Below are 24,993 nucleotides of genomic sequence, written 5' to 3' on the forward strand. Positions count from 1 at the left end.
GATTATTCGCCCGCCATCAGCATCGGCTGCGGTGTGCGGTAATATTGCACCCCATCCAAGACCCCCGCTGCGTGCTTCAGAGAAGAGCGATAGACAGAGGCCAGACCATCCAGCTCCGCCAGCGCATTTGCAGGCAGCACGGCGTTCTCGAAACGCGAGAGCATATCCAGATCATTGCCGCTATCCCCCGCCACGATCACGCGATCGTCCGACATGCCACGCCGCGCCGCCTCGAACCCGATCGCGGCGGCCTTGCCGGCCTGCACGGGGATGATGTCGATGAATTTCTCATGGGATGGAATGATGCGGGCCAAAATCCCCGCCTGATGCAACCGCGCCTCGATCGTGGGCACATCGCTAATGGCACCGAACAGGCTGACCTTCCACCGGCGCTGGTCATAGACCGGCTGGAAACGCACATTTGTGTCTTCCAACGCCGCACGCACCGCCGACGCATCCCACTCCTGCGAAATCAGCGCTGCGTAATCCTCACATAGGGTAAAACCGTTGCCTGAACGGCGCCAAATCTCGGTGCCCGTTGAGCTGATGATCGTATCTGGCGTGGGCAGATCCCATTCCGCCAGCACCCGCTGCGCTTCCGCGATGGAGCGTCCGGTGGCGGCGGTGAAAGCATAACGCTCCCCCTCTCGCCCGAGCCACTGGGCAAAAGCCCGCGCACCATTGCGACAGCCGGTCAGCGTGTTGTCGATGTCGCAGGCGAGCAGATGCTCATGCTGTTGAACAGCGACGGTTTGACCCTGCCGCCCGCGGACCACCCCTTCCATCACCTCTTGCGTCCGCATCGCCCAAGCGTTCCAATCATAGGTCTGCCGCGCAATACGCTGCGCCCGCCGCGCGGCCAGTTCCCGCTCCGGTGCCATCAGCACCTCCCGCAACCCGCGTGTCAGGCTCGCTGTATCGTAAGGATCAATCAAAGCACCGAAACCAAGCTCCGGCAGAATATCCGATGGCCCGCCCGATTGCGTCGCCACCAAAGGCACACCCGCCTGCGCGGCCTCTATCAGGGTCAGCCCAAAGGGTTCGTGAAACGCCGGATTGCAGAACACACCGCCCTCGGCCGCCAGCGCATAGAGGTCGCTAATATCCTGGGCGGAGTGTTGTCGCGGCAGCGCCACCTTGCCCCAAAGATCCTGGCGGTCGACCCCGTCAAACAGATCCCCAATCACCGCATCACGCTCGCTGCACCCCTGCCCCAAGCCGTCCCGCAACCCCGCAATAATCACAAGGTTCGCGCGATCTTGCAGCGTGCGATCAGACGCATAGGCATCGACCAATCGCCGCAAGTTCTTCTTCCGAATGGGCCGCGCAATGGCAAGAATGATAGGTTTGCTCACATCTCGCAGAAACCCGCCCAGCATCTGCCGCGCCCGCGCCGCATCGCCCTGCGTCTCTACGCAAACCCCCGGTCCAATCCGATGCGCACGCCCTTCTGCAGCTGGCACCAACTTCGAGATCTGCCGCTCCACCTCATCCCGCGACGAGGCGACAATCGCATCCGCCTCCGCCAATGCCTCGGTCTCCCGCGCGATCCGTGCCTCCAACTCAGCCGAAGGAACCTCGCCCGGCCCCAACTTCTCTGCCCCCAGCGAATGCGCGGTATAAAGCACCGGAATCCCGAACCTCTCCCGCGCCGCCAGCGCCAGCTCCGCCGCATCCGAGAAATGCGCATGGTTCACATCCGGCCGCGCCGCACCCATGGCTTCAAGCGTCTCTAACAAGGCGTTTCGCAGCGAAGGTAGCTCCCCCACCAAATCACCCTTTTCCAAATACTCAGCCCGATCCGACGCCAGACGCACCACTCGACACTTAGGCGCAATCTCTTCCTCGGCCTGCGCAAAAACAATCCCTAACTCCGGCGCATCAAACAGCCGCGTTACAATCGTGACCTCTTCAACCTCAGGGAGTTTTGCCTGCGCCATCGCAGCGCCAAGAACATAGGCGATATGCCCACCGGTATCTTCCGTCATGCCGTACTTAACGGGCGGAGCAGATAGACATCCGCCCAGCGAAATATGCATGATGCGCATATCAGCCTCCAAAAATTATGATGTATTCAGAGCTGCAAAAACGCGAGCCTCGCAAAGATAACAGTAAAGTTACCTTATGGTTCCCGTCGGGATTGAGATTTGTTTAGAAGCAGATCGAGAGCGATTATACGCTCGGCCCTTCGCGTGCTATGCATAATCTTGTCAAAAGCAAAATTTTGCCGCAGCCTATCGGTTCAATAAGTTACTTGAGTAACCCCACACGGCTGTATGCTACTCAAACGTCACCGTTAATAGTCACATCTGTCCATAGACTCTCGGTAATAGGCTTTTCGGATGCGCGACATAAATGCACCTTGCTGAAGACCCATTTCTTCGCATGTTTTCTGAAACCATTCCGCGTCCTCGGGCAGGACTCTTAAATGTAACTGCCTCGTATAAATCGATCTCGGTCTACCTCTGGCCTAGATGGACGATCAAATTCGCCTGGCGCATCATGGTCTTGGGAGCCTTCAAGCTCCTCAATAACCAGCTTCGCTACTTTTGCCATCAACGAACTCAACTGCTCTTCAGTACATACAAGTCTACTCATCGCTACAGATTTCTCCAAAATGTGGGTACCAAAATTATATATCACAAATGGATTATTCACAGTTTACTTCATAGCCGCAACCAAAGATTTACTCCCTATGTCCAGCGATGGATACTCCACATATTGACCCTTTGTTGACCGCACTGGCCTCGGTTCTAAGAAAGCATCGCCGAGCGTTGAATATTTCCCAAGAGGAGCTGGCCCATAGGGCCGGGAGAAGTATGCGCTATGTATCCTTGCTCGAAAGAGGGAAGCATCAGCCAACGCTGGATACACTACGGCGTATGAGCGATGTCTTTGGCATGCCCCTTAGCCAGCTCATTCTAGAAGCAGAAACGCAGATTTCGCAGGCGGATATTTAGCCCACTCAGCTCTGACATCTGAGGACACCCAGCGGTAAATATGACTTTACCCTATTTGAATAGTTCAAATAGGGTAAAGTCATGACAATGTCGGACCTCAGAAGAAGCCCCACAGACTATAAGCGCTTTTGTTAATTGATAAAATGTTGCGGCTTAATGCGAACGAAAATGACCAGCTAGGGCGGCTAACTTACCGGACAATCCATCAAATGCGAACTCACGCAAGAACGCCCGCTCGCGTAACGCACTATGATCTGCAGGCGTCAAATCCACGTCTCGGGCTATCTCATCAAACAGATCGCGGATCGCCTCGACCTGACTGAGGATGACCCTTTCTGCTCGCCCCTGATCCAACCCAAAACTACCGGCCGCATCCAGTGCCAAAGAAAGGTTCGCGAGGTGATCTGTCCCCCGTACTGCCATGGCCTGATTGGCCTCATATGACGCCCGCGGACGCGGGTCGATGTCGTAGGCCGGCGTCAACTGAAGCTGTTCTCCCGTCCAGAACCCAGCATGGTTGCGGGCGTGGTCATCGGTATTACCCACGAGAATGTTGAAGCACATACGCGCGAATAACTCTTGCAGATCCGCGCTTGGCGTGACGCTCGCTCTGCGCAGATGTGTGGCAAGATCCTCGTAGCTTGCGTAGCGCCCCTGAAGCTCGCTGAGCCCAAGAATGGTCAACGCAGATACCATCGCGCGCCGTGTCCAGCCCTGCCCGGTATTGATCCGGTCGAACCGCTCAATCAGCAGCACATCCTTGCCCATGACCTGGCGAAGCTCGACCGGGGCGACGTTCATACCGCAGGCCTGCGCAATCTTCATTGCGATATATTCACCCTTTACCACCGAATGCTGGTCGTTGGAGGCGCTGAATTTCGCAATCATCTTGCGATTGCCATCGGTGACCTGCGCCTTGGGCCGTGCCCCGCCGATAGACGTCCCGTGGCGCAAGGCTTCGTCCAGCTCCAGCGGCAAGGACACGCCACGTTCCACAAGATCCGCAGCCTCTATAAGGGTCGAGAGCGCAACCTCCCCCGCCAGTCGCGGCACGTAGTCTGTCGCGGATGTTTGAAAGTCCAGCGCGCCAATCCGGTCGGAGCCGGATTGCAGCATATAGTTCATCTCATCGAGCGCATCGAGGTCCATGGCGATGCCCTTCGCACCGGTCAACCGGTTGATAATGACCCGGCGTCCCCAAAAATCAGGGGCCCCGTCGCGCAGGGAACCTGCGATCTGCAGCGGGGCGGCGGGCACGTGGATCTGCTCGACCAAGGGCAGTTCTGGCAGGAAAATCGGAATCGCATCAGGATTGCGCAGATAGCTTTTACCGTAGGTGAACTGATGCAGCTGACCCACAAGATCGACGCGGCCAGCGACCACAGGGTCGGTTGCACCTGGCAGAAATATCCAGACATAGAGGGTCTTGGTCGGTTTCAACAGCTCAGAAGTCATTGTCTATCTTCCCGCGGCTCGCCTGGAAGGCACGCTGACGCAACAGAGCGTTTGCGCGCCGCTCGGTGCCGAGCCGCGTGGTCAGCCGTTCGTCATCTTCCTCAAATAGCGGAACGCCAAGGATGGCGGCGATTTCGAAGACAGCACCAAGGGATACGGCCATGTCCCCCTTTTCCACACGTGACAGTAGCGGGCGAGAGACCCCTGCCCGTTCCGCCAGCTCCTGCGCGGTCATGTTCCGCTCCAACCGCGCGGCGCGGATCATTAGCCCCAAAAGCTCTGCAGCCTTTCGGGCGGTTGGCGAATAGGGGCGTGTTGGTTTGGCCATCGGTATTTAGAGTACTTTGTAATATACATATTACATAATGCGACGTAATGATACTTATACGTTATACTACTTCAAATTTCCACCAAATTCTATCATTGCGCTCCGACCCATCTTCGACTTCACCGTTGTCCCTGCTGCTACAGCGTACCTTGCCGACACTCCCCCACAGCCTACCTGACTTTCGCAAGAAAGAGGGGCTCCATGACAACACATCGCTATATTTTCGTTGGCGGTTTGCACCGCTCCGGCACCAGCCTCGTGGCGCGGCTGATCGGTGGTTTGCCCGGTGTCAGTGCGATCAACGCCGCCCCCGTGCCGGAGAATGAAGGCGTCTATCTGCAAGGGGCCATTCCTCATACCGCGCGGCATGGCATGCCCATGCATTTCGCTACCGATCCCGCGCAGCACCATATAGAAGGATCGCATTTCGACAGGTTAGAGACGCAAATGCGGTTGGAGCGGGACTGGGCACCGTATTTTAAAGAAGCCCCGTGGCGGGTCGAGAAGTCGCCCGTAAACCTGACACGGATGCGCCTGTATCAGCAACTCTTCCCCCTGTCGCAATTCGTCGTCGTGACCCGCCACCCAGAGGCGGTTGCTGCCGCCACCTCCAAATGGATCGACATGAACCCCGCTGCGATGATGAACCACTGGCTGGACGCCTACGACATCGTAAGGCGCGACATCGATTACCTGCATGCGGTGATCACCATCCGCTATGAAGATCTTGTCGCCGACCCTACCGCTACATTGGCGCGGTTGGCGGCGTTTTTAGATGTGGACACGACACCCGCGCCGTCCGACATCCGCGATGGCAATCAGGATTATGCGGGGACGACCACGCCCTCTCCCGCTCAAGCGGAGCGTGCGGCGGCGTGGGGATATGGTGTGGGATTGCAGGCTCAGCCTTGGGCTGGCGTGACCCGCCACCCTCTGCGGCGCATTGCTGAGAATGTTGAAGCGGCGGTGGGTGGGGCACCGTCGACCTGACTGCGGCTTGATACAAGTAAGCCACTAAACCGCAGGCTAGAGACACATACTGTGGACCCACGCCCCCATTACACATCGCCTCCCGCCTCCCAATCTCACCTCAATTGCACACAAGACGGAACTTTATCCCGACCACGAGGTTCAATCTCAAATAGCAATTTTCGACCATCGTTCTCTTCCTCACAACGCCGCGCCCCTCCCTTCGAGGGTTCAACAGCACGCGAAGTGAAAGAGACGCAACACGATCCGCGACGGCGCGGTCCTGCGCCGCCGGTGAGACTTGGCTTCCCGAAAGGCTGCGCAGATGAATATTCGTACTCAGGTAAAGACCCACTCCCACACGGCAACCCCTTTTGCGGCGACGCGGATCGCGGACAATGTGCTCGACCTTATTGGGCAGACGCCGATGGTGCGCTTGCCTCGCTACCTCGACCGCGAGGATGTCAATCTGGTCGCCAAGGTCGAGGCGCTGAACCCCGGTGGCAGCGCCAAGGACCGGCCCGCCCGACACATGATCGAACGCGCTTTGGCGGACGGTCGGCTCAAGGCTGGCGATACGGTGGTTGAATCCTCCTCCGGCAATATGGGCATCGGTCTGGCACAGGCGTGCGCAGTGCATGGGCTGCAATTCATCTGCGTCGTCGACCCTAATGCGCAGTCCCAGAACGTGGCGATCATCCGCGCCTTGGGGGGCCAGATTGAACTGGTCGATCACGCGCCTGACGGTGATTTCCTCGCCGCGCGACTGGATCGTGTCGCCAAGCTTTTAGAAGAAGACTCCCGCCGCTTCTGGCCGAACCAATATGCGAACCTCGACAACCCAGAGTCCCACGAACTCGGCACCATCGCCGAGATCGACGCAGCGCTTGGCGGGCAGATCGATGTGCTATTCGTCGCCTGTTCCAGCACCGGCACGGCGCGCGGGTGTCGCGATTATCTGCGCCGGATGGGGCGTAAGACGAAGGTGGTCGCGGTGGATGCCATGGGCAGCACGCTGTTCAACGGCACAGCGGGCCCGCGCAAAATCTCTGGCATGGGCGCGGGTCGTATCCCCGAGCTGGCCAAGGGGCAGGAGTTTGATGATCTCGTCCGCGTTTCCGATGTGGCCTGCGTCGCCGGCTGCCGTCGCGCCGTTGCGCGCGAAGGGCTGCTGGTCGGCGGCTCCGGCGGTGGTGTGCTTGAGGCAGTACGGGGTATGCAGGACGCGCTTGCCGGCCTGACCGTCGCCGCGATTATCCACGATTCCGGCTCGCGCTACTTGGGCACCGTCTTTGACCCCGAATGGGTGGAGCGGGAACTGGGGATTTGCGAGGCGGATGTGACCGCGTTGGCAGGATTGGCCTCCGCGGATTCATGAGCGACACAGAAATTGCCATTGTCGGCTGCGGCCCCAAGGGGCTCTACGCGCTTGATAGCCTGTGCGAGGCGGCGCGGCGCAGTCCGCGGCACCGGTTTACCGTCCATATTTTCGAACCCTCGGCGCACCCCGGGGCGGGGCCGATCTACGATCCGGGTCAGCCGGATGTGCTGCTGATGAACTTCCCTGCTGGTCTGATTAACGCCTGGACCGGTGGGCGCGGGCCGTCGTTTTTGGAATGGGCTGCGCGGAGCCCAAAGCCCGTCGATGCTGGCGACTACGTGCCCCGTGCGCATGTGGGGCGGTATCTCTTCTGGAGCTTTGAGCGTGTCGTCGCGCAAGCCCCGTCGAATGTGAGACTAATCCGGTATAAAACGGGCGTCGACGCGGTGAACCGCAGCGGGGATCGATGGAATATCTCTCCCCAAAACGTCACCGTTGATCACATCCTGATCACAACCGGTCACCAAGATGGGTTTCGTCAGGGCAAGGCCGACACACGCGACCACATCCCCTCCCCCTTCCCCATTGGTCAGCGTCTGACCCAGACCGCCGTGCCGCCCAACTCTACCGTGCGCTGCAAGGGCTTCGCGCTCACCTTTATCGACACGATGCTCGCACTGACCGAGGGGCGCGGCGGGGTCTTCACCCTCTCCGCCACCGGGTATAACTATACCCCCTCAGGACAGGAGCAGCGTCGCATCGCCCCCTTCAGCCGCAGCGGTCGCCCGATGCGCGCCAAGGTAGAGACGGCACTGTTCACGCAGCCGAAGGACGACGCCTTTTGGGACGAACGACGTGCCGATCTTTCGCACATCCTGCGCACCCCTAACGCCACCTTAACCCATCACATCTGGCCCGCGTTTTTGTCATGCGCCGATCAGGTTCTGGGCAACCCCTCCGGCACCAGCGCCGAGTTCTTCACCCACCGGACCGAAACAACCTTCACCCCCGACGAGATCCGCCAAGACCTGCGCATCGGCTATGACATCGCCATGGGGCGACGCGCTCAAGACAGCGCTTGGGCCCTGGCCGAGGTCTGGCGCCGCTGCTATCCGCAGCTGATCAACTGGATCAGCCACCGCGAGTTAACCCCCGACGACGCCCACCACTTCCGCCAGATCGCGGCAGAGATGGAGCGGCTGGCCTTCGGCCCACCCGCGCAGAACATCGGCAAGCTGATCACGCTGGAACAGGCGGGTATCGTCAGCTTTGATAATATGTCGGGCGAGGCCGCGGCAGATGTCACGATCAACGCCACGATCCCGCCTGCGGGGGGGGCCGAGCTTGGTACCCCGCTGGGCGCTCTCCTGCGCGACGGGCACGTCAGTATCGGCACAATGGGCGGTGTTAGGGTCGATAAAAACGCCCACGCCCTGACACGCGACGGCACCGCCAAGGGCCTCTCCGTCATCGGCCGCGCCACCGAAGGCTGCGTGCTTGGCAATGATACGCTGTCACGCTCCCTCCATGATCTTCCCGAAAACTGGGCCGCCGCCGTCGTGCAATGCGCCCGTCAATCCAACGCGCTGGAGCATTCCCTATGACCATCCCCCAATCGATCTTCGGCCCTTGCCACGGCGTCGTGCCTTTGCGCCCTCGGCTGGAAAACTGGATGGCAGAGCTGCTGCAAGACCGCCCCCGCCTTGACGCGCTGACCGACCGCTTTGGCGCCCCGCTCAATATCCAGTCGGTCGATCCCTTCCGCCGCAATATCGCGCAGCTGACCGACTGCGTGACCGACTATGGCCTGCCCTTCCTGCCCATGTTTGCGCGCAAGGCAAATAAATGCCTCAGCTACGTGCAGGCCGCGCGGGATATGGGCATCGGCATCGATACGGCCAGTCATGCGGAGGTAGAACAATGCCTCGAACAAGGTCTGCCGGGTGACCGCATCGTCTGCACCGCGGCCGTTAAGGATCGCGCGCTGATGACCCTTTGTGTGGGTGGCGGCGTGACTGTGATCCTTGATAATGAGGATGAGTTGGAACTGCTGGAGGAAGTCGCCGAAGGCGCGACCAAGCCTGTCTCTGTCGGCCTGCGCCTCAACGGGTTTGAGCGTGACGGTACTAAGCTTTATTCGCGTTTCGGCTTTCCGCTGACGCAGGTCCCTACCCTCGCCGCGCGCATTGCCGCGTCGGAAACGCTCCGCCTCGACGGGCTGCACTTCCACCTCAACGGCTATAGCGCCGAGGATCGCATCGCCGCGATCCTGCAAACGCTCCCCCTGATAAACAAGATCAAAGGCGACAGCACCGCGCCCTTCTTCCTTGATATCGGCGGCGGCATCCCGATGAACTACCTCGACGATGCGGCGGAGTGGGAGACTTGGCTGGCCGAGCTTGACCTCGCCCTGTCCGGTGACCGCGACCCCATCACCCAGCATAACGACGGGCTGGGGCGCAAAGCGGGGGGTGAGGGTAACGTCGACAGCTACCCCGTTGCCCAAACGCTGGTGCAAGAAGACTGGATGCGCCGCATTCTCGACCACATGGCGGACGGTCAAACCGTGGCAGCACATCTGAGAGATGCGCATATCTCCCTGCGTTGTGAGCCCGGTCGGTCGCTGCTGGATGGGTGCGGCATGACGCTCGCCCGTGTCGCCTTTTGCAAGCGCGACAGCGCCGGCACCCCCGTGATCGGCGTGCAGATGAACCGCACCCAATCCCGTTCCGGCTTCGCCGAATTCGCGCTCGACCCGCTGATGGTCCCCGCCCCCGGTCCGCCCAAAGAGGCGATCGAAGGCTACCTCGCCGGTACCTATTGCACCGAAAGCGAATGGCTGACACGGCGCAAGATGTCCTTCCCCCAAGGCGTCAAAGCAGGCGACCTCATGGTTTTCCCCAACACCGCCGGCTACCTGATGCATTTCCTCGAAAGCCGCTCGCACCAGTTCCCACTGGCGCGGAACGTGTTTGTGACGGAAGGGAATGCGGGAGCCGTCGTGCTGGATGACATCGACGCGGGGTAGTCGGCCTTAGAAGGCGTGGACAATCTCTGACACCAATGCGGCGGTATTCTTGACGTTGAACTTCCGCATCAGCCGCGCGCGATGCACCTCGACCGTCCGGTGCGAGATATTGAGCGCCTCGCCAATCTCGCGCGAAGTGCGACCGTTAACCAGATGATGCGCCACCTCGCGTTCCCGCGGGCTGAGGTCGACAGAACGATAGCTCTTGTCCGCGATCTTCTCGAACGACCAGATCATCAGTGAAAACGGATCCTGCGGGGATAGGGTCGCCCCCTTGGCCTGCACCCAGAAGATCGTCTTGTCCGACGCCTGCATAAAGCGTTCGTCTTCATAATGCGTATCGCCCGTCTCGCGCATACGTGCTTCGCAACGCTCCCCGATCTGGTTGAAATCGGCTGTCGAGGGGTAAAGCCGCTGCACCGACCGGTTGATCAGATCGGCCCTTGTATAGCCGAACAAACGCTCCACCGCCTTATTGGCCTCGATGATGCGGCGATAGCGCACAATGATCTGCGCTACGGGTGATTCCTGAAACCCGAGGCTGGAGGCTTTTTGCGTGGTAGAGGTATCGATCATCTGCATTTCTACTTAGTCCACTACGTAGTGATACGTATCATATTACGTGTTTCTACCAATAGATTGCGGGTCTGACATCCGTAAAATGATCCTCATATCAGGGAGGATATTATGACCACCGGAGTTTCCATCGTCGGGAGCGGCCACACGCAATTTGGCCGTCTGCAAGAAAACCTTGAAGAGCTGATCGTCGCCGCAACGCGCGAAGCGGTCGAAGAATCCGGCATTGACCCCAATGATATCGACGCTGTTTTTCTGGGGCATTTCAACTCCGGCATGGTGACGGACGGTTTCGCGTCCTCTCTGATCCATCAGGCCTATCCGCAGCTGCGGTTCAAACCCGGGATGCGGGCCGAAAACGCCTGTGCTTCGGGCTCGGCCGCAATCCATGCGGGGATGAACATGATCCGCGCGAGCCAAGCACGCACAGTGCTTGTCGTCGGCGCGGAAAAGATGACCAGCCGCAGTACCAAAGAGGTCACGCAGGCGCTGGCCGGCGCGGGATACCAGAATGATCCGGCGGAGGCGTCGCTGAGCTTTCCGCAAGTCTTTGGCGTGGCCGCGCGCGACTATGATGCGCGCTATGGCAGCCCGCTGGACGCGATGGCGAAGATCGCGGTGAAGAACCACGCCAACGCCATGTCCAACCCGCTGGCGCATATGCATAAAGAGTTCACCTTCGAACATTGCAGCACCGTGTCTGAGATGAACCCCGAGATCGCGCCGCCGCTCCGGTTGACCGATTGTTCACTCGTGACCGATGGCGCCGCGGCCCTGATCCTCACCACTGACGAAAACGCGGCGAATTTCCCGAAATCCGTGGCCTTGCGTGCGGCGGAGCATGTGAATGATTTTCTGCCCATGTCACGCCGAGATTTCCTTGCATTCGAAGGCCCAGAACGCGCCTTCGCGCAGGCGTTCAAAGCGGCTAATGTCAAACTCGACGATATCGATTTTGCCGAAGTCCACGACTGCTTTACCATCGCGGAACTGCTGACCTACGAAGCGATGGGGCTGGCCCCCAAAGGTCAGGGCGCGCGCGCGTTGGAGGATGGCACCGTCTATCGCGGCGGCGCGCTGCCGGTAAACCTGTCGGGCGGGCTGAAAGCCAAGGGTCATCCCGTCGGCGCGACAGGCGTTTCCATGCATGCGCTGGCCTTCCGTCAGCTGACCAACCAAGCCGGCGATCTGCAAGTCCCCGGTGCCGAACTGGGGCTGCTGTTCAACATGGGCGGCTCTGCCGTGGCCAACTATGTTTCGGTGCTCGAAGCGCGCAAGGTCTGATTACATATGAATATTTCTGAATGGCTGCTTCAGGCCGCACGGGTGTCTCCCGATGCGCCGGCGATCCGCTGCGGCTTGGATCTGCATGCGACCTACGGGCAGTTCGCGGCGCGTAGCGCGGGCATGGCGACTTATCTGTCGGACAGCTTGGGAATCCGCAAAGGCGACCGCGTGGCGCTGTTCATGCAGAACTGCCCTGAGTATCTGGAGATCCTGCATGCGGTTTTGTGGATGGGTGCGATTGTCGTGCCAATCAATTACAAGCTGCACCCGCGTGAAGCGGCTTGGATCATCGGCGATGCCAAGGCCCGCGTTGTCGTGACCCAAACCGGCACGGTGTTTGCGAGCGGCATCGAGCTTGGCGAGACCTGCAATGAACTCGACATCCACGATCCCGCGCTGATCGCTGCGGCACAGACTGGCGCGGCGATCACGCCCCCCGTCGACACGGGCAAAGACGATGTGGCCTGGCTGTTCTATACCTCGGGCACCACGGGGCGGCCCAAGGGGGTGATGACCACCCACGGAAACCTCATCGCGATGTCGCTGGCCTATGCGATGGATGTGGACAGCCCCACCGCCCGCGACAATTCGCTTTATGCAGCACCTATGTCGCATGGCGCGGGGCTCTATCACTTCCCCATCATCCGCGCGGGTGGCTGCCATGTGATCCCGCAGTCCGGCGGGTTCGATCCGGCCGAGATCGCAGAGCTGGCGCAGGCCCTGGACAACCTGGTGTTTTTCGCCGCCCCGACGATGATCAAACGCCAGATCGCCTATGCCCGTGCCACGGGCTATGACGGTACGGGCATCAAGACCATCATCTATGGTGGCGGTCCGATGTATCTCGCCGATATCGAAGAAGGGCTCGCGGTTTTCGGCGCGCGTTTCGTCCAGATTTATGGTCAGGGCGAATGCCCCATGACCATTACCGTCCTGCCCCGTGACCTTGTGGCCGACACGGCCCACCCCAACGCCGATGCGCGGCGCGGGTCGGTCGGGTTTGCGCAGGCGGGCGTGCAGGTGCGGGTCGTTGGTAGCGATATGCGCCCCCTGCCCGCGGGTGCGGTTGGCGAGGTCGTCGTCTCCGGCGATGCGCTGATGAAAGGCTATTGGGGCAATGAAAAGGCCACCGCAGATACCGTCGTCGACGGCTGGCTGCGCACGGGCGACTTAGGGTCGATGGATGCCGATGGCTTCCTGACCCTCACCGACAGGTCCAAAGATGTGATCATTTCAGGCGGGACAAACATCTATCCACGGGAGGTGGAGGAGACCCTTCTGGCCCATGAAAACGTGTCCGAAGTGTCGGTGATCGGTGTGCCCAGTCCGGAATGGGGCGAGGATGTCGTGGCCTTTGTCGTCGCAACAGGTGATGTCCCCTGCGACGCGCCGCAGCTTGATGCTTGGTGCAAAAGCCGCATGGCGTCGTTCAAGAAGCCGAAGACATACCACTTTGTTCAGGATCTACCCAAGAACAGCTACGGGAAAGTCCTGAAAACCAGCCTGCGCGAACGTATTGCGCAAGAGCTGGAGGGAGAGCATCAGGCCTAAGCCGCGGTGCAGAACAACGCGCGTCAGCCTTTGACGCGCAGATCGGGAGAGAGAAACATGAAACGCAGAACATTCCTAAAAACCGGTGCCGCCGCCGCATCGGGCGTCTTTACGCTGGCCGCCCCCTCGCTTGCGCTGGCCGCAACATCGCTGAAGTTCGACAGCTACGTGTCGGATTCCGCAGGCCCGTCGTGGATCGACCGCTGGTATCTGGACGAGCTGGAAAAACGCACCGAAGGCGAAGTTTCCATCCGCCGCTACTGGTCCGGTTCGCTCAACAAGGTGGGCGAACATCTGGGCGCCGTGCGCGACGGTACATCCGAGATGACCTTGATCTCGCCCGGCTACTACCAGTCCGAACTGCCCGTGACCCGCGGGTTGGAATGGTATTTCCGCATGAACCGCGCCGACGCGCTTCAAAAGGTCTGCCGCGATGTTTACGACCAATTCGACCCGCTGCGCGCGGAATGGGAAGATCGTCACCGCTCCAAAGTGCTCTACTGGACCAACTGGAACTACGCGCCGCTGATCCTACGCGACCCGATCACCTCGCTGGAAGATATCAAAGGCAAACGCATCCGTGCCTACGGTGTCTCTGCCGATGTGGTCGAAGCGCTTGGCGGTACGGCCGTCGCCATGGCCGCCCCCGAAGTGTATCAAGCGCTGGAGCGTGGCATTCTCGACGGTGTCTACGGGTTCGATTTCGTGACCGCGATCGCCTATAAGCTGCATGAAATCGCGCCGCAGTTCTACGATATTGGCGACGGCCCCCACGCCCCTGCTGCAACCATCATGAACAAGCGGGTGTATGACGGGCTTCCCGACGACGTGCGCAAGATCTCGGACGAGATTGTCGATGACATCTATGGCGGCCAGTTCAGCGCGATCTACGAAGATGTGCTTGCCACCTATGTCAAAACCGCTGAAGCCGAAGGCGTCACGCTGAGCACCGTTTCTGACGAGCAAAAGGCCATGGCCAAGGATCTGGTCCAGCCCGCGCAGGTGAATTCCTGGCTTGAGGATACCGCGAAACCCGCAGGTATCGATGGCGCAGAAATGCAGTCCTTGATCGATGCCGCGATCAAGAAGTACGACGCCGAAGCAACGCTGAAACGCCCTTACGAGATCAGCCAAGCATCGTAATCGGCTGGGGGCGATCGCATTTTAGCGAAGGATTAAATCATGCAAACGATCAACAGTTTACTGAAAATCGTGTCCGATGCACTTGGTGCGGTCGCCATGTTGTTTCTCGCATTCCTTGTGTTTGGCACCACGCTTGACGTTTTGGTGCGTGCCCTCACGGGGAGCCCGATCACCGGCGTTTTTGAATTTACCGAACTGGCGCTGGTGATGGTCGTCTTTCTTGGCGCGGGATGGGCCCAACGGGACGATGCGCATATCCGCGTGACCGTCCTGACAGAGAAGCTCTCCCCCGCCGCCCGCGCCCGTGTCGTCGCGCTGGCCTGGGCGGTCGGTGCGCTGGCATTGCTGATGCTGGCGATCCCCGCCACGCATGAGGCGGTCTATTCCGTCTCTATCCGGGAATTCCGCTGGGGTTACGTCAAGATCCCGATCTGGTGGACAAAGGCCAGCTTGGCCGCGGGCCTGTGGTTCGCCTGCATCCAAATGGCAATCCAATCCCTTCAACTTTTTCTCTTCGGGGAGCCTGCTGAGACAAAGCAGGCGTCGCCCGATCTTCACTGACGTCAGGAAGCCCCGATGGATCCGTCCTTTGCCCCCTATATCGCCGTCGCGCTGATCATTCTGCTGATGGCATTCGGCGCGCCGGTATTTGCCGCGCTGGCGCTGTCCGGCGCCGTCGGTATCGTCTTGGTCGAAGATTTCGCGTTTCTGATGACGCGGCTCAAGTCGATCTCATACTCCACCACCGCCGTCTACACGCTGACGATCATCCCGCTGTTCATCCTGATGGGCAGTTTCGCGCATCATGCGCAGGTGGGTAAAAAGCTGTTTGACGTTGCCAGCCGCTGGGTCGGGCATTTGCCCGGTGGCTTGGCGATGGCAGCGATCCTGACCAGCGCAGGCTTTGCGGCCACGTCGGGGTCAAGCGTCGCCACTGCCGCCACCGTGGGCTCCGTCGCGATCCCAGAAATGAAGAAGGCGGGCTATCAAGGCAGCCTTTCGGCCGGCGCAGTCGCGGCTGGTGGCGTGCTGGGTGTGCTGATCCCGCCAAGCGTCCTTCTGATATTCTATGCCGCGCTGACCGAAACCTCGGCTGGCAAGATGCTTGTCGCGGGGTTCCTGCCGGGGTTGCTGACCGCGATCATGTTCATGGTCGGGATCTACTTCATCGCCCGTCGCGGCGATATGCGCCATGCGGTCACCCCACGCGCCAGCTGGGGCGAGGCCGTGCGCGAAACGGGCAAGGCGTGGCAGGTCATGGTCCTGTTTATCGTCGTGATGGGCGGCATCTATCTGGGCCTCGTCACCCCGACAGAGGCGGGCGCCGTCGGTGCTTTTGTCGCCTTGATCATGCTGCTGATGCACCGCCCCAGCTGGCCCGGTATGCTGGGCCGTATCGTGGCAAGCTTCCGGTCGACCATAGACACCACCGTCATGATCCTCTTCACCATGATCGGCGCCGCCGTCTTCAGCTATTTCCTGACGCTGATTCAGGTGCCCAACCAATTGGCCGAGGCGGTCGTCGGCTCTGGTCTGCCGCCGTATTTCATCGTGGCGATGCTGCTTCTGGTCTTTGTGCCTCTGGGGATGTTCCTCGATGCATTCTCGATGATGGTCATCACCATCCCGATCATGTTCCCCACGATACAATCGCTCGGCTTTGATCCGATCTGGTTCGGCATTCTCGCCGTCAAGATGTGCGAGATCGGGCTCATCACGCCGCCGGTCGGGCTGAACTGCTATGTCATCGCCGGTATTGATCGCGAAACACCCCTGCCCCAGATCTTTCGCGGTGCGCTGTGGTTTGTCCTGCTGGAGGTCATTACGATCATGATCCTCTTTGCTTTCCCGATCATCACCACCATCCTGCCGAACTGGATGGGATCTTAAGGCTTCACCGGCGCGCCCCTACAGACGCGCCGGTTTACGTTCTCACCCCCGCGGTTCGCTACGCAGACCCTTGTAGATCGTGTAGCACATCACCAGCATCAGGATGCTGAACGGCACACCAGTGGCCGTGACCCCTGCTTGCAGCGCCGACAAGCCGCCGCCGATCAGCAGCACGATGGCGATCAGCCCTTCGACCACACACCAGAAGATCCGCTGCGGCACCGGCGCGTCGATCTTGCCGCCTGCGGTGATCGTATCCACCACCAGCGAGCCGGAATCCGAGGACGTCACAAAGAACACGAGCGCCAGCACGATCGCGATGGTCGATGCGGTCTTGGTAAACGGCAGCTCGTTCAACATGCCAAAGAGGCTGAGTTCGGGCGAATAGCTGTCGATGACGTTTGCCTTGACCAGCGAAGTCTCGGGGGAGGTCAGGATCTGGTCGATGGCGATCCCGCCAAAGACGCCCATCCAGACAAAGATGATCAGCGACGGGATCAGCAAGACGCAGACGATGAACTCCCGCACCGTGCGCCCTTTAGAGACGCGCGCGATAAACATGCCAACGAAAGGCGCCCAGGAGACCCACCAGGCCCAGTAAAACGCCGTCCACCCCTCGCGGTAGGCATCATCTGTTCGCCCAAAGGGGTTCGACAGTGGGATCAGCTCTTGCGTGTAGGCGATCAGGCCGGTCCAGAAACCGCTGAGGCCGATCAGCGTCGGCCCTGCGAAAAGCACGAAGAGGAAGAACAGGATCGCGACGCCCATATTGAGCTCGGACAGCACCTTTACCCCGCCGTCCAACCCGCGCCAGACCGAGACAAGTGCGACAGCCGTCACCAGAACGATGATGATCACCTGCACATTGGTCGAAATCTCGAGCCCGAAGGCAAAGTTAAAGCCCGCATTCGCCTGCTGCGCCCCAAGACCCAGCGATGTGGCCAAGCCGAACAGCGTCGCAAAGACTGCCAGAATATCGATGATATGGCCGGACCAACCCCAAACCCTTTCACCAAGGATCGGATAGAAACAGGACCGGATCGAAAACGGCAGACCCTTGTTATAGGTAAACAACGCCAAGGCCAGCGCCATGATTGCATATACCGCCCAACCGTGCAGCCCCCAGTGATAGAAGGTCGCGGCCAGCCCCATGGCACGGGCAGCCTCTACATTCTCGGCAATGATCGACCCGTCAGCGGCAATGGGCGACGGCACCCCAAGCGGGCCCGAGACGTTCATGTGATAGACAGGTTCCAGCACGCCAAAGAACAGCAGCCCGATCCCCATACCGGCGGCGAAAAGCATCGCGAACCACGCCGGGTAGGAATACTCCGGCACCGCATCCTCGCCCCCTAAACGCACCTTGGACATCGGCAGAAAAATCAGCACGATGCAGAAGATCACAAAGAAATTCACGATAATCATGAACATCCAGTCGAGCTTGGTGGTGGCGAAATCACGCACCGCGAGGAAGACAGCCCCCGCTTGATCAGGAAAGATCATCGTCAGCAGCACAAAAACCACCGAGGTGATCCCCGAGATCACGAAGACAGGGTTGTGAATGTCAAAGCCTATGGGGCCAAGGCTGCCGTCGATATTGTCCTGACCGACCTCGAAATCAGTCTCTATCTCGCCGTTATCTGACGTGGGGTCGGTCATGCTCTCTCCATTCCTATGGCTTATTGTTCGTCTCTAATGCGCGTAAACTTGCGTGTCCCTAAGGTTGAACTAGATCGCCGTACGGGAATGTCCTGCATAATTTGTGGTATGGGTAGAACGCCTGAGCCCCTCACAGCCGGAAACGGAGCGCCGAAAATGTGCAACCTCTACGCTAATACCCTCGCCCCGACCCTCATGCGGCAACTGTTCAAAGTGCGCCCCGAAAAAGACCAGCTGGGCAATGCGCAGCCACTGACAGCGATCTTTCCCAAGGGCACGGCGCCCATCGTGGCGCTGGATGACGATGGCAACCGCGTGTTGTGCAACACGCACTGGGGGTTCGTGCTGCCGCAAACCTCCAAGAAAACTGGCAAGCCGATCCAGCCCAAGGCGGTGAACAACGCGCGGGACGATAAGCTGCGCAGCTCGCCCTTCTGGAAAGCCAGCTTTACTGAACGCCGCTGCCTGATCCCCGCCTCCAGCTTTTGCGAGGCGAAGGGGCGCAACCCGGCGACCTATGTCTGGTTTGGCGTGACCGGCGACACCCCGCGCCCGCCCTTCGCCCTCGCCGGGATCTGGCGCAGCTTTGCGGGCAACTACGGGACAGCGTATCGCGAGCTCACCACCTCCTCGATGATCACGACCACGCCGAATGAACTGGTGAAGGACACCCACCCCGACCGGATGCCCGCGATCCTGGCCCCTGAGGACTACGAGGCTTGGCTGACCGGACCGGCAGAGGACGCATTCCGCCTTGTTAGACCCTATCCCGCTGAGAAAATGGTGATCCACCAGCAGGGCGAAGATCTGAAATCCGACCACGGCGGGCTATAGGCCCGCTTACCCCTCTTCGGGGCGCAGGGTGTAGCCCTTGGCCCACTCCTCGAATGTCTCGTCGAACTGATCCTGCGGCACATGCTCCAACCCCGGCAGCTCGCGCAGCAGAATGTCGAGGTTGCGCCGATCCTGCGCCGACATCTCCGGATGCTCTCTCAGCTGCGCCAGCTTCTGCGGCAGACGCCGTTCTTCGCGCACGGTACTGAAATAGAGCGCATAGGGAATGGCCTTGATCTGCGCGACCAGCGTGGCGAGTTGTGGCACCAGGATCTGGCTGAACTGCGTCGTGCCGGGTGGGTGTACATCGGATAGCGCCAGAATGGCCCGTCCGGTGGAGACTGCTTGGGTCGTGGAGTAAACGAAAGAGACGGATAAGGTCAGCACCACCATCCCCGACACGCCGATCAACGTCGCCACCACCCCCCACAGCGCGCCGCTGCTCTCATAAGTGCCGCCGCCCAATGTCGATAGCAAATGCCCGGCATAGATCGCTTTCTCCAGCACACCCGCCGGCGCGCCCGAGCTTTGCGAAACCACCGACCCCGCCTGCCCCGACAGGATCAGCGTCCAGCTGAGGCACATCAAGATAATCCAAGCCGCCCCGATGCTGACCACCACAAGCGGTCCGCAGACACGATGCACCCAATTCTGTTTTGGCAAACATCGGACAAGGCAAAACGTCCCCCGTGCCACCCGTGGCGCGAGCGGGCCATTGGCCCCCACCCCAAGCGTCGACATGACAACATCCGTCGTCACCACCAGCAATAAACAGATGCCAACGATCGCTGATATCATTGCCATGCTCCTCCATCATCAGGCCGGGCGGCCCCATAGGGAATGGCAGCCCGATCCGCATCAGGCTGCCACAAGTTGTTTCAAATTGCGCAGGTTGTTGACCTGCTCAACAAAATCACGCCGCCGCGCGGTCAGGCGTCAGCCCACCCAGCTTTTCGCTCAGCGCCTCATATTGCTGCGTCAGGAACAGCAGTTCCGCATCCCCTGCGGCATAGGGCTCGATCGCGCGGTCGTAGGCGTCCAGCACATCCGCCTCGTATTTGCGCACCTGCGCCTCGACCCCATCAGGCCCCTCGATCCCGGCCGAGGTCCAATCCAGCGCGGAGTAAACCCGCTCTGGCTCTTCCAGCGCGCTCGTATCGATGCCTGCGTCCGAGAGGTATTTCTCGACCTGAGCGATATTCTCCTTACGCATGGCGGTGATCTCGTTCACCAAATCCTTACCCGCGCCATCGTCAAGGTCATCCAGCGCCGTTTCATAAGCCGCCTGCGTCCCGCTCAGCACCCGCCAAAGCTCACTCATCGCGTCATTCCTGGTCTGCATACTCACACCTTTAGCTATGGTTAATGGGAAGCTTCACCAGTGCTGAAGAGACCGGTAAAGCATTGATATCGTGATCATTATTTCCGAAGAGTTAACACGCGCTGCGGGGATTGGTTCCGGTGAGTTTTAACGGACCTGGGGGATTTTTACGCAGAGGTGGAGATAGATACTTTTATCTTTGGGCATTCCTGCCAGCTGTGGCCGCGAACAAGACCCATCTGGCGAGGGTTCGCCTACTTTGCGCCGCTCCTCAGCTTGGCATTGGCATGGTCTGCATCTGCCTGCGCCTTATCGGCAAGAACCCTCAGCTCCGAAGCCTCTTTCGTCAATGCTACCAATTGTTTGTTCAAATCCCGTTCACTTGTTCTTGCCTCTTTCGCTTCTTCCTTCGTCTCAGAAAGAGCACTTTTCAGGTCAGCAATACGCTCCGCCGATTGTGATTTCGCTAATTCAGCTGCGGCCTCACCGGCTTTGATTGTTTCCTGAAGCTTGGCGATATCCGCATCCGTCTTTTCCTTGGCTTCATCAGCCAGTCGAAGCTCATCCTCTAGCTTTGATATCTGTTTTTCCAACAGCATTCGTTCCCCAACGAAGGTACGCTTTGCATGATCTTTTGCTTCGATCCATACTCGCTTCAAAGTATGATCCATGGCCACGTTAACGCTGTTTGGTATGTCTGCCGATTGCTCTTGGAGCAATTTCCATTCTCGGAGTAACGGTGTGATGGTTTCAAGTGACCCACCACCAAGCACTTCCCGAATGTTCCTATTGGTCGGCTCAGTGCCCTGCTCGATCAATTGTTCAGCCGCTTGGAAAACCCGCTGTTGGTTAATTGCCATTTCTTCCTGCCCTTAACTGTCTATCATTATAAATTGTAACACATTGTAACGTTACTCACATTACAATATGTTACATATGGGATCTATCTAGGCGATTTCCGTCATATCCTTAGGCGAAGCAGCCTTCTCTTTGCAATAGCTGAGAACCCGGCTTTCATAGCCTGCTGGACCAGGCGGAGAGTATTGCATTAGCTAATTTACAGAGCGCATTGCTCCCAATTTTAGACAAACCCAACATGCCCATAGGCAGCCGTGGACTCTGGAGCGATGCGCTGAATATGGTTTGCATTTATCCGAGAGAATGTTGTGCCCTAAGGCGGACCCGGAAAAATGTTGGGCACTGACGGCTTAATTTGGCCGTTACAGTTTACAACCTTGGGCGAGAATTCGTTTCATCATCGTTTGGGAAGCTTCGGGAATACTCTCGGACGGGGCTGCTAGCTTCAATACATACAATCTGTCGGGATCGTACCGACTGTGTTTTCTTCCGCCGGTTTGACCCACCGTAATGCCCTAGCGTACGCGTGCTTTGCTGTCCTAGGGCCGCAGCTCTCACTTGTTCATCAAATCGCCCTTCCGTCCTCAAAGCGTCGGCGAATGCATGCCTAAAAACATATGGTGTAACGTTATGCTTGAGACGAGGGAACGCGCGACTAGCAATTTTCTTGATGCGTTTCCCAAGACTATTGGTCAATAGCCGTTCCTGTTCGGCTATCGATAGCACCTTTCCAGATGATGAATACGGAGCCCCCGCTTGACGCAACACTAAATTGTTTTCACCGGACCGCGAAATGTGGCGGTGTAGCCAATGCGCTTCAGGACTGTGACAGCCCAAGGTGATCTGGCGTATTGCCTGCCCCTTCGCTTCTACCGATAGCTCCTTTTTCGTGGCCGTTTTTGCTCCGTGAATTTTAAACGTAAGCCTTTTTTCCGCATCAACATCCGCTAGCGAAACCTCAATGCCAAAACGGCATGAAAATTCGACCGGCCGGCTGCCTGTCAAAATCAATGTCGCAATCATTGCCCGCTGCAAATCGCCAGTGTTGTCATCAGCCAGCACAAACCGCCAGTAAGTGTCCAGCCAACAATAGGTCGGGTCCGATTTGCGTTTACGATCCTGATGCTGATTGAGCGCACGCAACGACGCAATTTGGGCGTTGGGCTTTCTTCTGAATTTAGCCGATCGATCGAATTTATATTTTCTTAGCGCTTGATGTGATGGGTCCGGGGGTTGGGCCACAAGAAATGCCACCGCGCTCCGAAAACTATCAAATTCAGTCTTATTAAGCGGGCGTTGCGCGGCCACAAATCTGGCAACCAACGCACTATCGACGCTTTTGCGAAGCAATTCGTTGAGTTGGAGTGTCGCCTTTTCTGTTGGTTTTTGCGAGATATAGTGTTTCCAGAATCTGGGAGCACCTTCGATTACCGACTGCGCAGCTAGGCGTACCAAGGCAGATCTGTGGGCTTGACGGGTGTTAACGGTCTCCCACCCCCCTGCCCTATCGATTCTAAGGAAGGCCTCATACGGATTGTCGCGCGGGCTTTTTTTAGCAAGAGCTGCAGCGCGCACTTCATATTTCTGCCACGTACCGGAAGCAATGAGGTCTTCGGGAGCGTACAAGCGGTTCGCTTCTTGCGCAAATGCGTATGCGATCAAACTATTGGACAACAAGCGCTCCGAAGGCGTTGGGTTCCGCACCGCTATGGCAGCGGCTGCATCTTTTTGGCTTTTCATCGGAAAGCCAGTCACCATGTCAGCGCTGCCTTCGCGGCACTTTGACCAACTTTCGCCAGAGCCTTAGCATTTGAGGCCGACTTCTCTGAAATGCCTTCCGCAATTATATGATTGGCATTCTGCACATAGTGTTCACCCTTGGTCGTCGGGTGAGGATTGTTAATACGAAGACCAAAGCCCCAAGCACTAAGCGACGACGCGCGCCCCTTTAAGATCGATGAATTTAGAAAGGTATCTGCACTCATATCAGCATGCCTTGTCCGTCCAATGCTCAAGAACACAGACCCAAGTCCGGTCATCAGATTTTCCGAGGAACGGCAAAAGAGTGAGCCGAAGCCTTGCTGGGGTTAGTGCAATCTCCCCTACTAAATACCTCGGGAACGAAGCTGATGATTCCTGGATCAGATCCAGCGTCAGCGGTGAGTTCAAATAGGGTACTCCATGAATCGCGGCACAACAGCACATGCAACTCTTCGACAAATCACCTGCGACTTTGACTTGGATTTTTCTTCCTATGGCATCCAGCAGCAAGTCGCATGCATAGGTCGCTTGTTTTGGATGACGCTGCAAAACGCCCGCGTATACCGGTCGCCGAAAACCTGCCAAGATTAGTTTTGCCGTTTCAAGCTTTAGCTTTTTAAATGGTGATTTATTGAGATCATTAGCCTGGGTCATATTAACTCCCCCTCTTGGTAGGAGATTGTCACGACCCATTAACACAAAGTAAAAAGCTACCAGTGGCATCGTCCCAAGTGTGTGGCTGGCTCCAACGAGGATAAGACGGGTTTTGTAGATGTCGCACTAACAGAGCAGTGCAGTACAAGACCTGGCACGTCAGCGATGGAGGAACATAAATCTGAACCAGCCGAAGGCTATAATCACGCAAGTTTGCGCTACGTGATTACACCGATGCTCACTAAATTTCCGCGTTTTCGAGTTCCGTTTACTAAGGCGGAACAATTTAAATTCAACCCATAGGTGCATAAAGGAAGACGCCAGGTACAAGAGATTTGATAGTTGAGTAAAGTCCACCAATGCTAACACCGCATTTGCTGGACTTTGTCAGATAGTTTTTTAATGCCCTGTACGGCGTATGATCATCAACCATTTAGGGCGTGGAAATTGGCCAGTGTCATGTCAAAGTATTGAAGACTGTTGTTCGGTCGAGCTCTCCATCTGCGTATTCTTCGAAGATCGCTGTCTCGCTAATCCGCACCTGGGTGTGTGGCATAAGGGATCTAAGAGTTTGTGCAACCCCGTTCACGCAACCGGAGCTGTCATCTAGTGTTGCCCAAGCACCAGTTACCGTGATCTCGGAAGTTTTGAGATGCCTACTCAAGAACTCCGCTGCGTCATCTGGCCCATCGAAATATTCATCCAGGCAATATGAACGATTTTCCTGCCAGCCATCATAAGCTACCTCGCCCGTGTCGCAACCATACATACGAACTGCTGAAATCGAATTCGGATACCCCATGCGCTCGGCAGCGAGAATAGCATTGGACAGCCCCTTCTCGATTACGTCGTCAAACCCGCTTTGGATTTCATCCGATAGAAAGCCATCGATCACCGCAAAGTGCCCGTCGTGTGATAGTATTTCCTCAGCAACTGCGTTGCGATATTCGCGCGCCTTACGCCCCAATTGGGATTCTGCTGATCCGAACATACCGCCAGGGAGGACAAGCACGAGGGTTTTCGGTAACTCAATATGGGTTGTTTTTGGCGAGATATTGAAGTCGTTGGTCATGGTATTTCCTTGTATGAGAAATTTGAAACTGCATTCTGTTCTTGAATGCTCGGTCAAATTATCTCTGCAGGATTAAACTGAGATTTAAATTTTCGGGATTTGAAAGGGCTCATTCGTCAATGTTGGAGTCGAGGGCTTTTATCGCCCCACCGTCGGACCTTGGAATTAAATAATGCCTTTACCCAGCTAGACCGCGGTCCATCCTATGGGCACGGGAGCAGAACCCATGTTTCACTGGTATATCTCGTTCGCAGCATTTCAAGTGCACTTGGACTACCGAAATACACCACCAAGAGTTAATGGGGGAAGCTATTAGGTACTCTACC

23 protein-coding genes are annotated in these 24,993 nt (G+C 58.1%); 11 read left to right on the forward strand and 12 right to left on the reverse strand.

Features of this window, described 5'->3' with window-relative positions; all coding sequences use genetic code 11:
• Window positions 1–2: 2 nt before the first annotated feature.
• Window positions 3–1,988, reverse strand: coding sequence for an HAD family hydrolase (locus GLP43_RS16150; protein WP_237280152.1), 1,986 nt, complete (start codon window positions 1,986–1,988; stop codon window positions 3–5).
• A 717-nt stretch (window positions 1,989–2,705) separates the two neighbouring features.
• Between GLP43_RS16150 and GLP43_RS16155 the strand changes: the two genes are divergently transcribed.
• Window positions 2,706–2,960: a helix-turn-helix domain-containing protein gene (locus GLP43_RS16155; RefSeq protein WP_037941572.1), complete on the forward strand. Its 255-nt coding sequence runs from the start codon at window positions 2,706–2,708 to the stop codon at window positions 2,958–2,960.
• Between the two features lie 153 nt (window positions 2,961–3,113).
• Here GLP43_RS16155 and GLP43_RS16160 read toward each other — a convergent pair whose 3' ends face one another.
• Together GLP43_RS16160 and GLP43_RS16165 are read right to left on the reverse strand one after the other, a co-directional pair.
• Window positions 3,114–4,400 (reverse strand): type II toxin-antitoxin system HipA family toxin, encoded by a 1,287-nt coding sequence (locus tag GLP43_RS16160; protein WP_237280153.1) that lies wholly within the window; start codon window positions 4,398–4,400, stop codon window positions 3,114–3,116.
• A gap of 4 nt (window positions 4,401–4,404) precedes the next feature.
• Window positions 4,405–4,743: a helix-turn-helix domain-containing protein gene (locus GLP43_RS16165; RefSeq protein WP_237280154.1), complete on the reverse strand. Its 339-nt coding sequence runs from the start codon at window positions 4,741–4,743 to the stop codon at window positions 4,405–4,407.
• 201 nt (window positions 4,744–4,944) lie between these two features.
• On the opposite strand from GLP43_RS16165, the gene GLP43_RS16170 reads away from it, so the two are divergent.
• The 4 genes from GLP43_RS16170 to GLP43_RS16185 all read left to right on the forward strand — a co-directional run bounded on the left by GLP43_RS16170 (window position 4,945) and on the right by GLP43_RS16185 (window position 10,061).
• Window positions 4,945–5,733 (forward strand): sulfotransferase family protein, encoded by a 789-nt coding sequence (locus tag GLP43_RS16170; protein ID WP_237280155.1) that lies wholly within the window; start codon window positions 4,945–4,947, stop codon window positions 5,731–5,733.
• A 304-nt stretch (window positions 5,734–6,037) separates the two neighbouring features.
• Window positions 6,038–7,090, forward strand: a complete 1,053-nt coding sequence (sbnA, locus tag GLP43_RS16175; protein ID WP_237280156.1) for a 2,3-diaminopropionate biosynthesis protein SbnA — start codon at window positions 6,038–6,040, stop codon at window positions 7,088–7,090.
• Entirely contained in the window at window positions 7,087–8,637 is a 1,551-nt protein-coding gene (locus GLP43_RS16180) for an FAD/NAD(P)-binding protein (protein ID WP_237280157.1), read from the forward strand. The genes sbnA and GLP43_RS16180 overlap by 4 nt, the downstream gene beginning before the upstream one ends.
• Window positions 8,634–10,061 carry a Y4yA family PLP-dependent enzyme gene (locus GLP43_RS16185; protein ID WP_237280158.1) on the forward strand — a complete coding sequence of 476 codons (1,428 nt, stop codon included), beginning with the start codon at window positions 8,634–8,636 and terminating at the stop codon, window positions 10,059–10,061. Before GLP43_RS16180 ends, GLP43_RS16185 begins: the two co-directional genes overlap by 4 nt.
• A gap of 6 nt (window positions 10,062–10,067) precedes the next feature.
• Here GLP43_RS16185 and GLP43_RS16190 read toward each other — a convergent pair whose 3' ends face one another.
• A complete protein-coding gene (locus tag GLP43_RS16190) occupies window positions 10,068–10,637 on the reverse strand; it encodes a PAS and helix-turn-helix domain-containing protein (protein WP_235183679.1) in 570 nt (189 codons plus the stop codon).
• A gap of 111 nt (window positions 10,638–10,748) precedes the next feature.
• Between GLP43_RS16190 and GLP43_RS16195 the strand changes: the two genes are divergently transcribed.
• From GLP43_RS16195 to GLP43_RS16215, 5 genes are read left to right on the forward strand one after another with little or no spacing between them, the layout of a single operon-like run.
• Window positions 10,749–11,921, forward strand: a complete 1,173-nt coding sequence (locus tag GLP43_RS16195; protein ID WP_237280159.1) for an acetyl-CoA acetyltransferase — start codon at window positions 10,749–10,751, stop codon at window positions 11,919–11,921.
• Window positions 11,922–11,927: 6 nt separating this feature from the next.
• Complete coding sequence (locus tag GLP43_RS16200) at window positions 11,928–13,475, forward strand: class I adenylate-forming enzyme family protein (RefSeq protein WP_237280160.1); 1,548 nt, start codon at window positions 11,928–11,930, stop codon at window positions 13,473–13,475.
• A gap of 57 nt (window positions 13,476–13,532) precedes the next feature.
• Window positions 13,533–14,618 carry a C4-dicarboxylate TRAP transporter substrate-binding protein gene (locus GLP43_RS16205; protein ID WP_009827162.1) on the forward strand — a complete coding sequence of 362 codons (1,086 nt, stop codon included), beginning with the start codon at window positions 13,533–13,535 and terminating at the stop codon, window positions 14,616–14,618.
• A 39-nt stretch (window positions 14,619–14,657) separates the two neighbouring features.
• The gene (locus GLP43_RS16210; protein WP_237280161.1) at window positions 14,658–15,179 is read left to right on the forward strand and encodes a TRAP transporter small permease; all 522 of its coding nucleotides are present in this window, start codon (window positions 14,658–14,660) and stop codon (window positions 15,177–15,179) included.
• A gap of 15 nt (window positions 15,180–15,194) precedes the next feature.
• Window positions 15,195–16,508 carry a TRAP transporter large permease gene (locus GLP43_RS16215; protein WP_005854381.1) on the forward strand — a complete coding sequence of 438 codons (1,314 nt, stop codon included), beginning with the start codon at window positions 15,195–15,197 and terminating at the stop codon, window positions 16,506–16,508.
• Window positions 16,509–16,550: 42 nt separating this feature from the next.
• Here the strand turns inward: GLP43_RS16215 and GLP43_RS16220 are convergent, their stop codons facing one another.
• A complete protein-coding gene (locus tag GLP43_RS16220; RefSeq protein ID WP_237280162.1) occupies window positions 16,551–18,167 on the reverse strand; it encodes a BCCT family transporter in 1,617 nt (538 codons plus the stop codon).
• A 156-nt stretch (window positions 18,168–18,323) separates the two neighbouring features.
• On the opposite strand from GLP43_RS16220, the gene GLP43_RS16225 reads away from it, so the two are divergent.
• Window positions 18,324–19,001, forward strand: a complete 678-nt coding sequence (locus GLP43_RS16225) for an SOS response-associated peptidase (RefSeq protein WP_237280163.1) — start codon at window positions 18,324–18,326, stop codon at window positions 18,999–19,001.
• A gap of 6 nt (window positions 19,002–19,007) precedes the next feature.
• On the opposite strand, the gene GLP43_RS16230 is transcribed toward GLP43_RS16225, so the two are convergent.
• The 7 genes from GLP43_RS16230 to GLP43_RS16260 all read right to left on the reverse strand — a co-directional run bounded on the left by GLP43_RS16230 (window position 19,008) and on the right by GLP43_RS16260 (window position 24,667).
• Complete coding sequence (locus tag GLP43_RS16230; protein ID WP_237280164.1) at window positions 19,008–19,799, reverse strand: hypothetical protein; 792 nt, start codon at window positions 19,797–19,799, stop codon at window positions 19,008–19,010.
• Between the two features lie 115 nt (window positions 19,800–19,914).
• Window positions 19,915–20,322, reverse strand: a complete 408-nt coding sequence (locus tag GLP43_RS16235; protein ID WP_237280165.1) for a hypothetical protein — start codon at window positions 20,320–20,322, stop codon at window positions 19,915–19,917.
• Between the two features lie 254 nt (window positions 20,323–20,576).
• Window positions 20,577–21,182: a DNA-binding protein gene (locus tag GLP43_RS16240; RefSeq protein WP_237280166.1), complete on the reverse strand. Its 606-nt coding sequence runs from the start codon at window positions 21,180–21,182 to the stop codon at window positions 20,577–20,579.
• Window positions 21,183–21,549: 367 nt separating this feature from the next.
• On the reverse strand, window positions 21,550–22,938 hold the full coding sequence (locus GLP43_RS16245; RefSeq protein WP_237280167.1) for a site-specific integrase: 1,389 nt from the start codon (window positions 22,936–22,938) through the stop codon (window positions 21,550–21,552).
• Window positions 22,932–23,165 (reverse strand): hypothetical protein, encoded by a 234-nt coding sequence (locus GLP43_RS16250; protein WP_237280168.1) that lies wholly within the window; start codon window positions 23,163–23,165, stop codon window positions 22,932–22,934. The genes GLP43_RS16245 and GLP43_RS16250 overlap by 7 nt, the downstream gene beginning before the upstream one ends.
• 1 nt (window position 23,166) lies before the next feature.
• Window positions 23,167–23,595, reverse strand: a complete 429-nt coding sequence (locus GLP43_RS16255; protein ID WP_237280169.1) for a hypothetical protein — start codon at window positions 23,593–23,595, stop codon at window positions 23,167–23,169.
• 457 nt (window positions 23,596–24,052) lie between these two features.
• Window positions 24,053–24,667: a hypothetical protein gene (locus GLP43_RS16260; RefSeq protein WP_237280170.1), complete on the reverse strand. Its 615-nt coding sequence runs from the start codon at window positions 24,665–24,667 to the stop codon at window positions 24,053–24,055.
• Window positions 24,668–24,993 lie beyond the last annotated feature (326 nt).

The organism is Sulfitobacter sp. M39 (assembly GCF_021735935.1).
In the GTDB taxonomy this organism is placed as follows: Bacteria; Pseudomonadota; Alphaproteobacteria; order Rhodobacterales; family Rhodobacteraceae; genus Sulfitobacter.

Coding starts and splice junctions, on each gene's coding strand:
- GLP43_RS16150 (WP_237280152.1), bottom strand. CDS start 1,988: ATGACGGAAGATACCGGTGGGCATATCGCCTATGTTCTTGGCGCTGCG.
- GLP43_RS16155 (WP_037941572.1), top strand. CDS start 2,706: ATGGATACTCCACATATTGACCCTTTGTTGACCGCACTGGCCTCGGTT.
- GLP43_RS16165 (WP_237280154.1), bottom strand. CDS start 4,743: ATGGCCAAACCAACACGCCCCTATTCGCCAACCGCCCGAAAGGCTGCA.
- GLP43_RS16170 (WP_237280155.1), top strand. CDS start 4,945: ATGACAACACATCGCTATATTTTCGTTGGCGGTTTGCACCGCTCCGGC.
- sbnA (WP_237280156.1), top strand. CDS start 6,038: ATGAATATTCGTACTCAGGTAAAGACCCACTCCCACACGGCAACCCCT.
- GLP43_RS16180 (WP_237280157.1), top strand. CDS start 7,087: ATGAGCGACACAGAAATTGCCATTGTCGGCTGCGGCCCCAAGGGGCTC.
- GLP43_RS16185 (WP_237280158.1), top strand. CDS start 8,634: ATGACCATCCCCCAATCGATCTTCGGCCCTTGCCACGGCGTCGTGCCT.
- GLP43_RS16190 (WP_235183679.1), bottom strand. CDS start 10,637: ATGATCGATACCTCTACCACGCAAAAAGCCTCCAGCCTCGGGTTTCAG.
- GLP43_RS16195 (WP_237280159.1), top strand. CDS start 10,749: ATGACCACCGGAGTTTCCATCGTCGGGAGCGGCCACACGCAATTTGGC.
- GLP43_RS16200 (WP_237280160.1), top strand. CDS start 11,928: ATGAATATTTCTGAATGGCTGCTTCAGGCCGCACGGGTGTCTCCCGAT.
- GLP43_RS16205 (WP_009827162.1), top strand. CDS start 13,533: ATGAAACGCAGAACATTCCTAAAAACCGGTGCCGCCGCCGCATCGGGC.
- GLP43_RS16210 (WP_237280161.1), top strand. CDS start 14,658: ATGCAAACGATCAACAGTTTACTGAAAATCGTGTCCGATGCACTTGGT.
- GLP43_RS16215 (WP_005854381.1), top strand. CDS start 15,195: ATGGATCCGTCCTTTGCCCCCTATATCGCCGTCGCGCTGATCATTCTG.
- GLP43_RS16220 (WP_237280162.1), bottom strand. CDS start 18,167: ATGACCGACCCCACGTCAGATAACGGCGAGATAGAGACTGATTTCGAG.
- GLP43_RS16225 (WP_237280163.1), top strand. CDS start 18,324: ATGTGCAACCTCTACGCTAATACCCTCGCCCCGACCCTCATGCGGCAA.
- GLP43_RS16230 (WP_237280164.1), bottom strand. CDS start 19,799: ATGATATCAGCGATCGTTGGCATCTGTTTATTGCTGGTGGTGACGACG.
- GLP43_RS16235 (WP_237280165.1), bottom strand. CDS start 20,322: ATGAGTGAGCTTTGGCGGGTGCTGAGCGGGACGCAGGCGGCTTATGAA.
- GLP43_RS16240 (WP_237280166.1), bottom strand. CDS start 21,182: ATGGCAATTAACCAACAGCGGGTTTTCCAAGCGGCTGAACAATTGATC.
- GLP43_RS16245 (WP_237280167.1), bottom strand. CDS start 22,938: ATGGTGACTGGCTTTCCGATGAAAAGCCAAAAAGATGCAGCCGCTGCC.
- GLP43_RS16250 (WP_237280168.1), bottom strand. CDS start 23,165: ATGAGTGCAGATACCTTTCTAAATTCATCGATCTTAAAGGGGCGCGCG.
- GLP43_RS16255 (WP_237280169.1), bottom strand. CDS start 23,595: ATGACCCAGGCTAATGATCTCAATAAATCACCATTTAAAAAGCTAAAG.
- GLP43_RS16260 (WP_237280170.1), bottom strand. CDS start 24,667: ATGACCAACGACTTCAATATCTCGCCAAAAACAACCCATATTGAGTTA.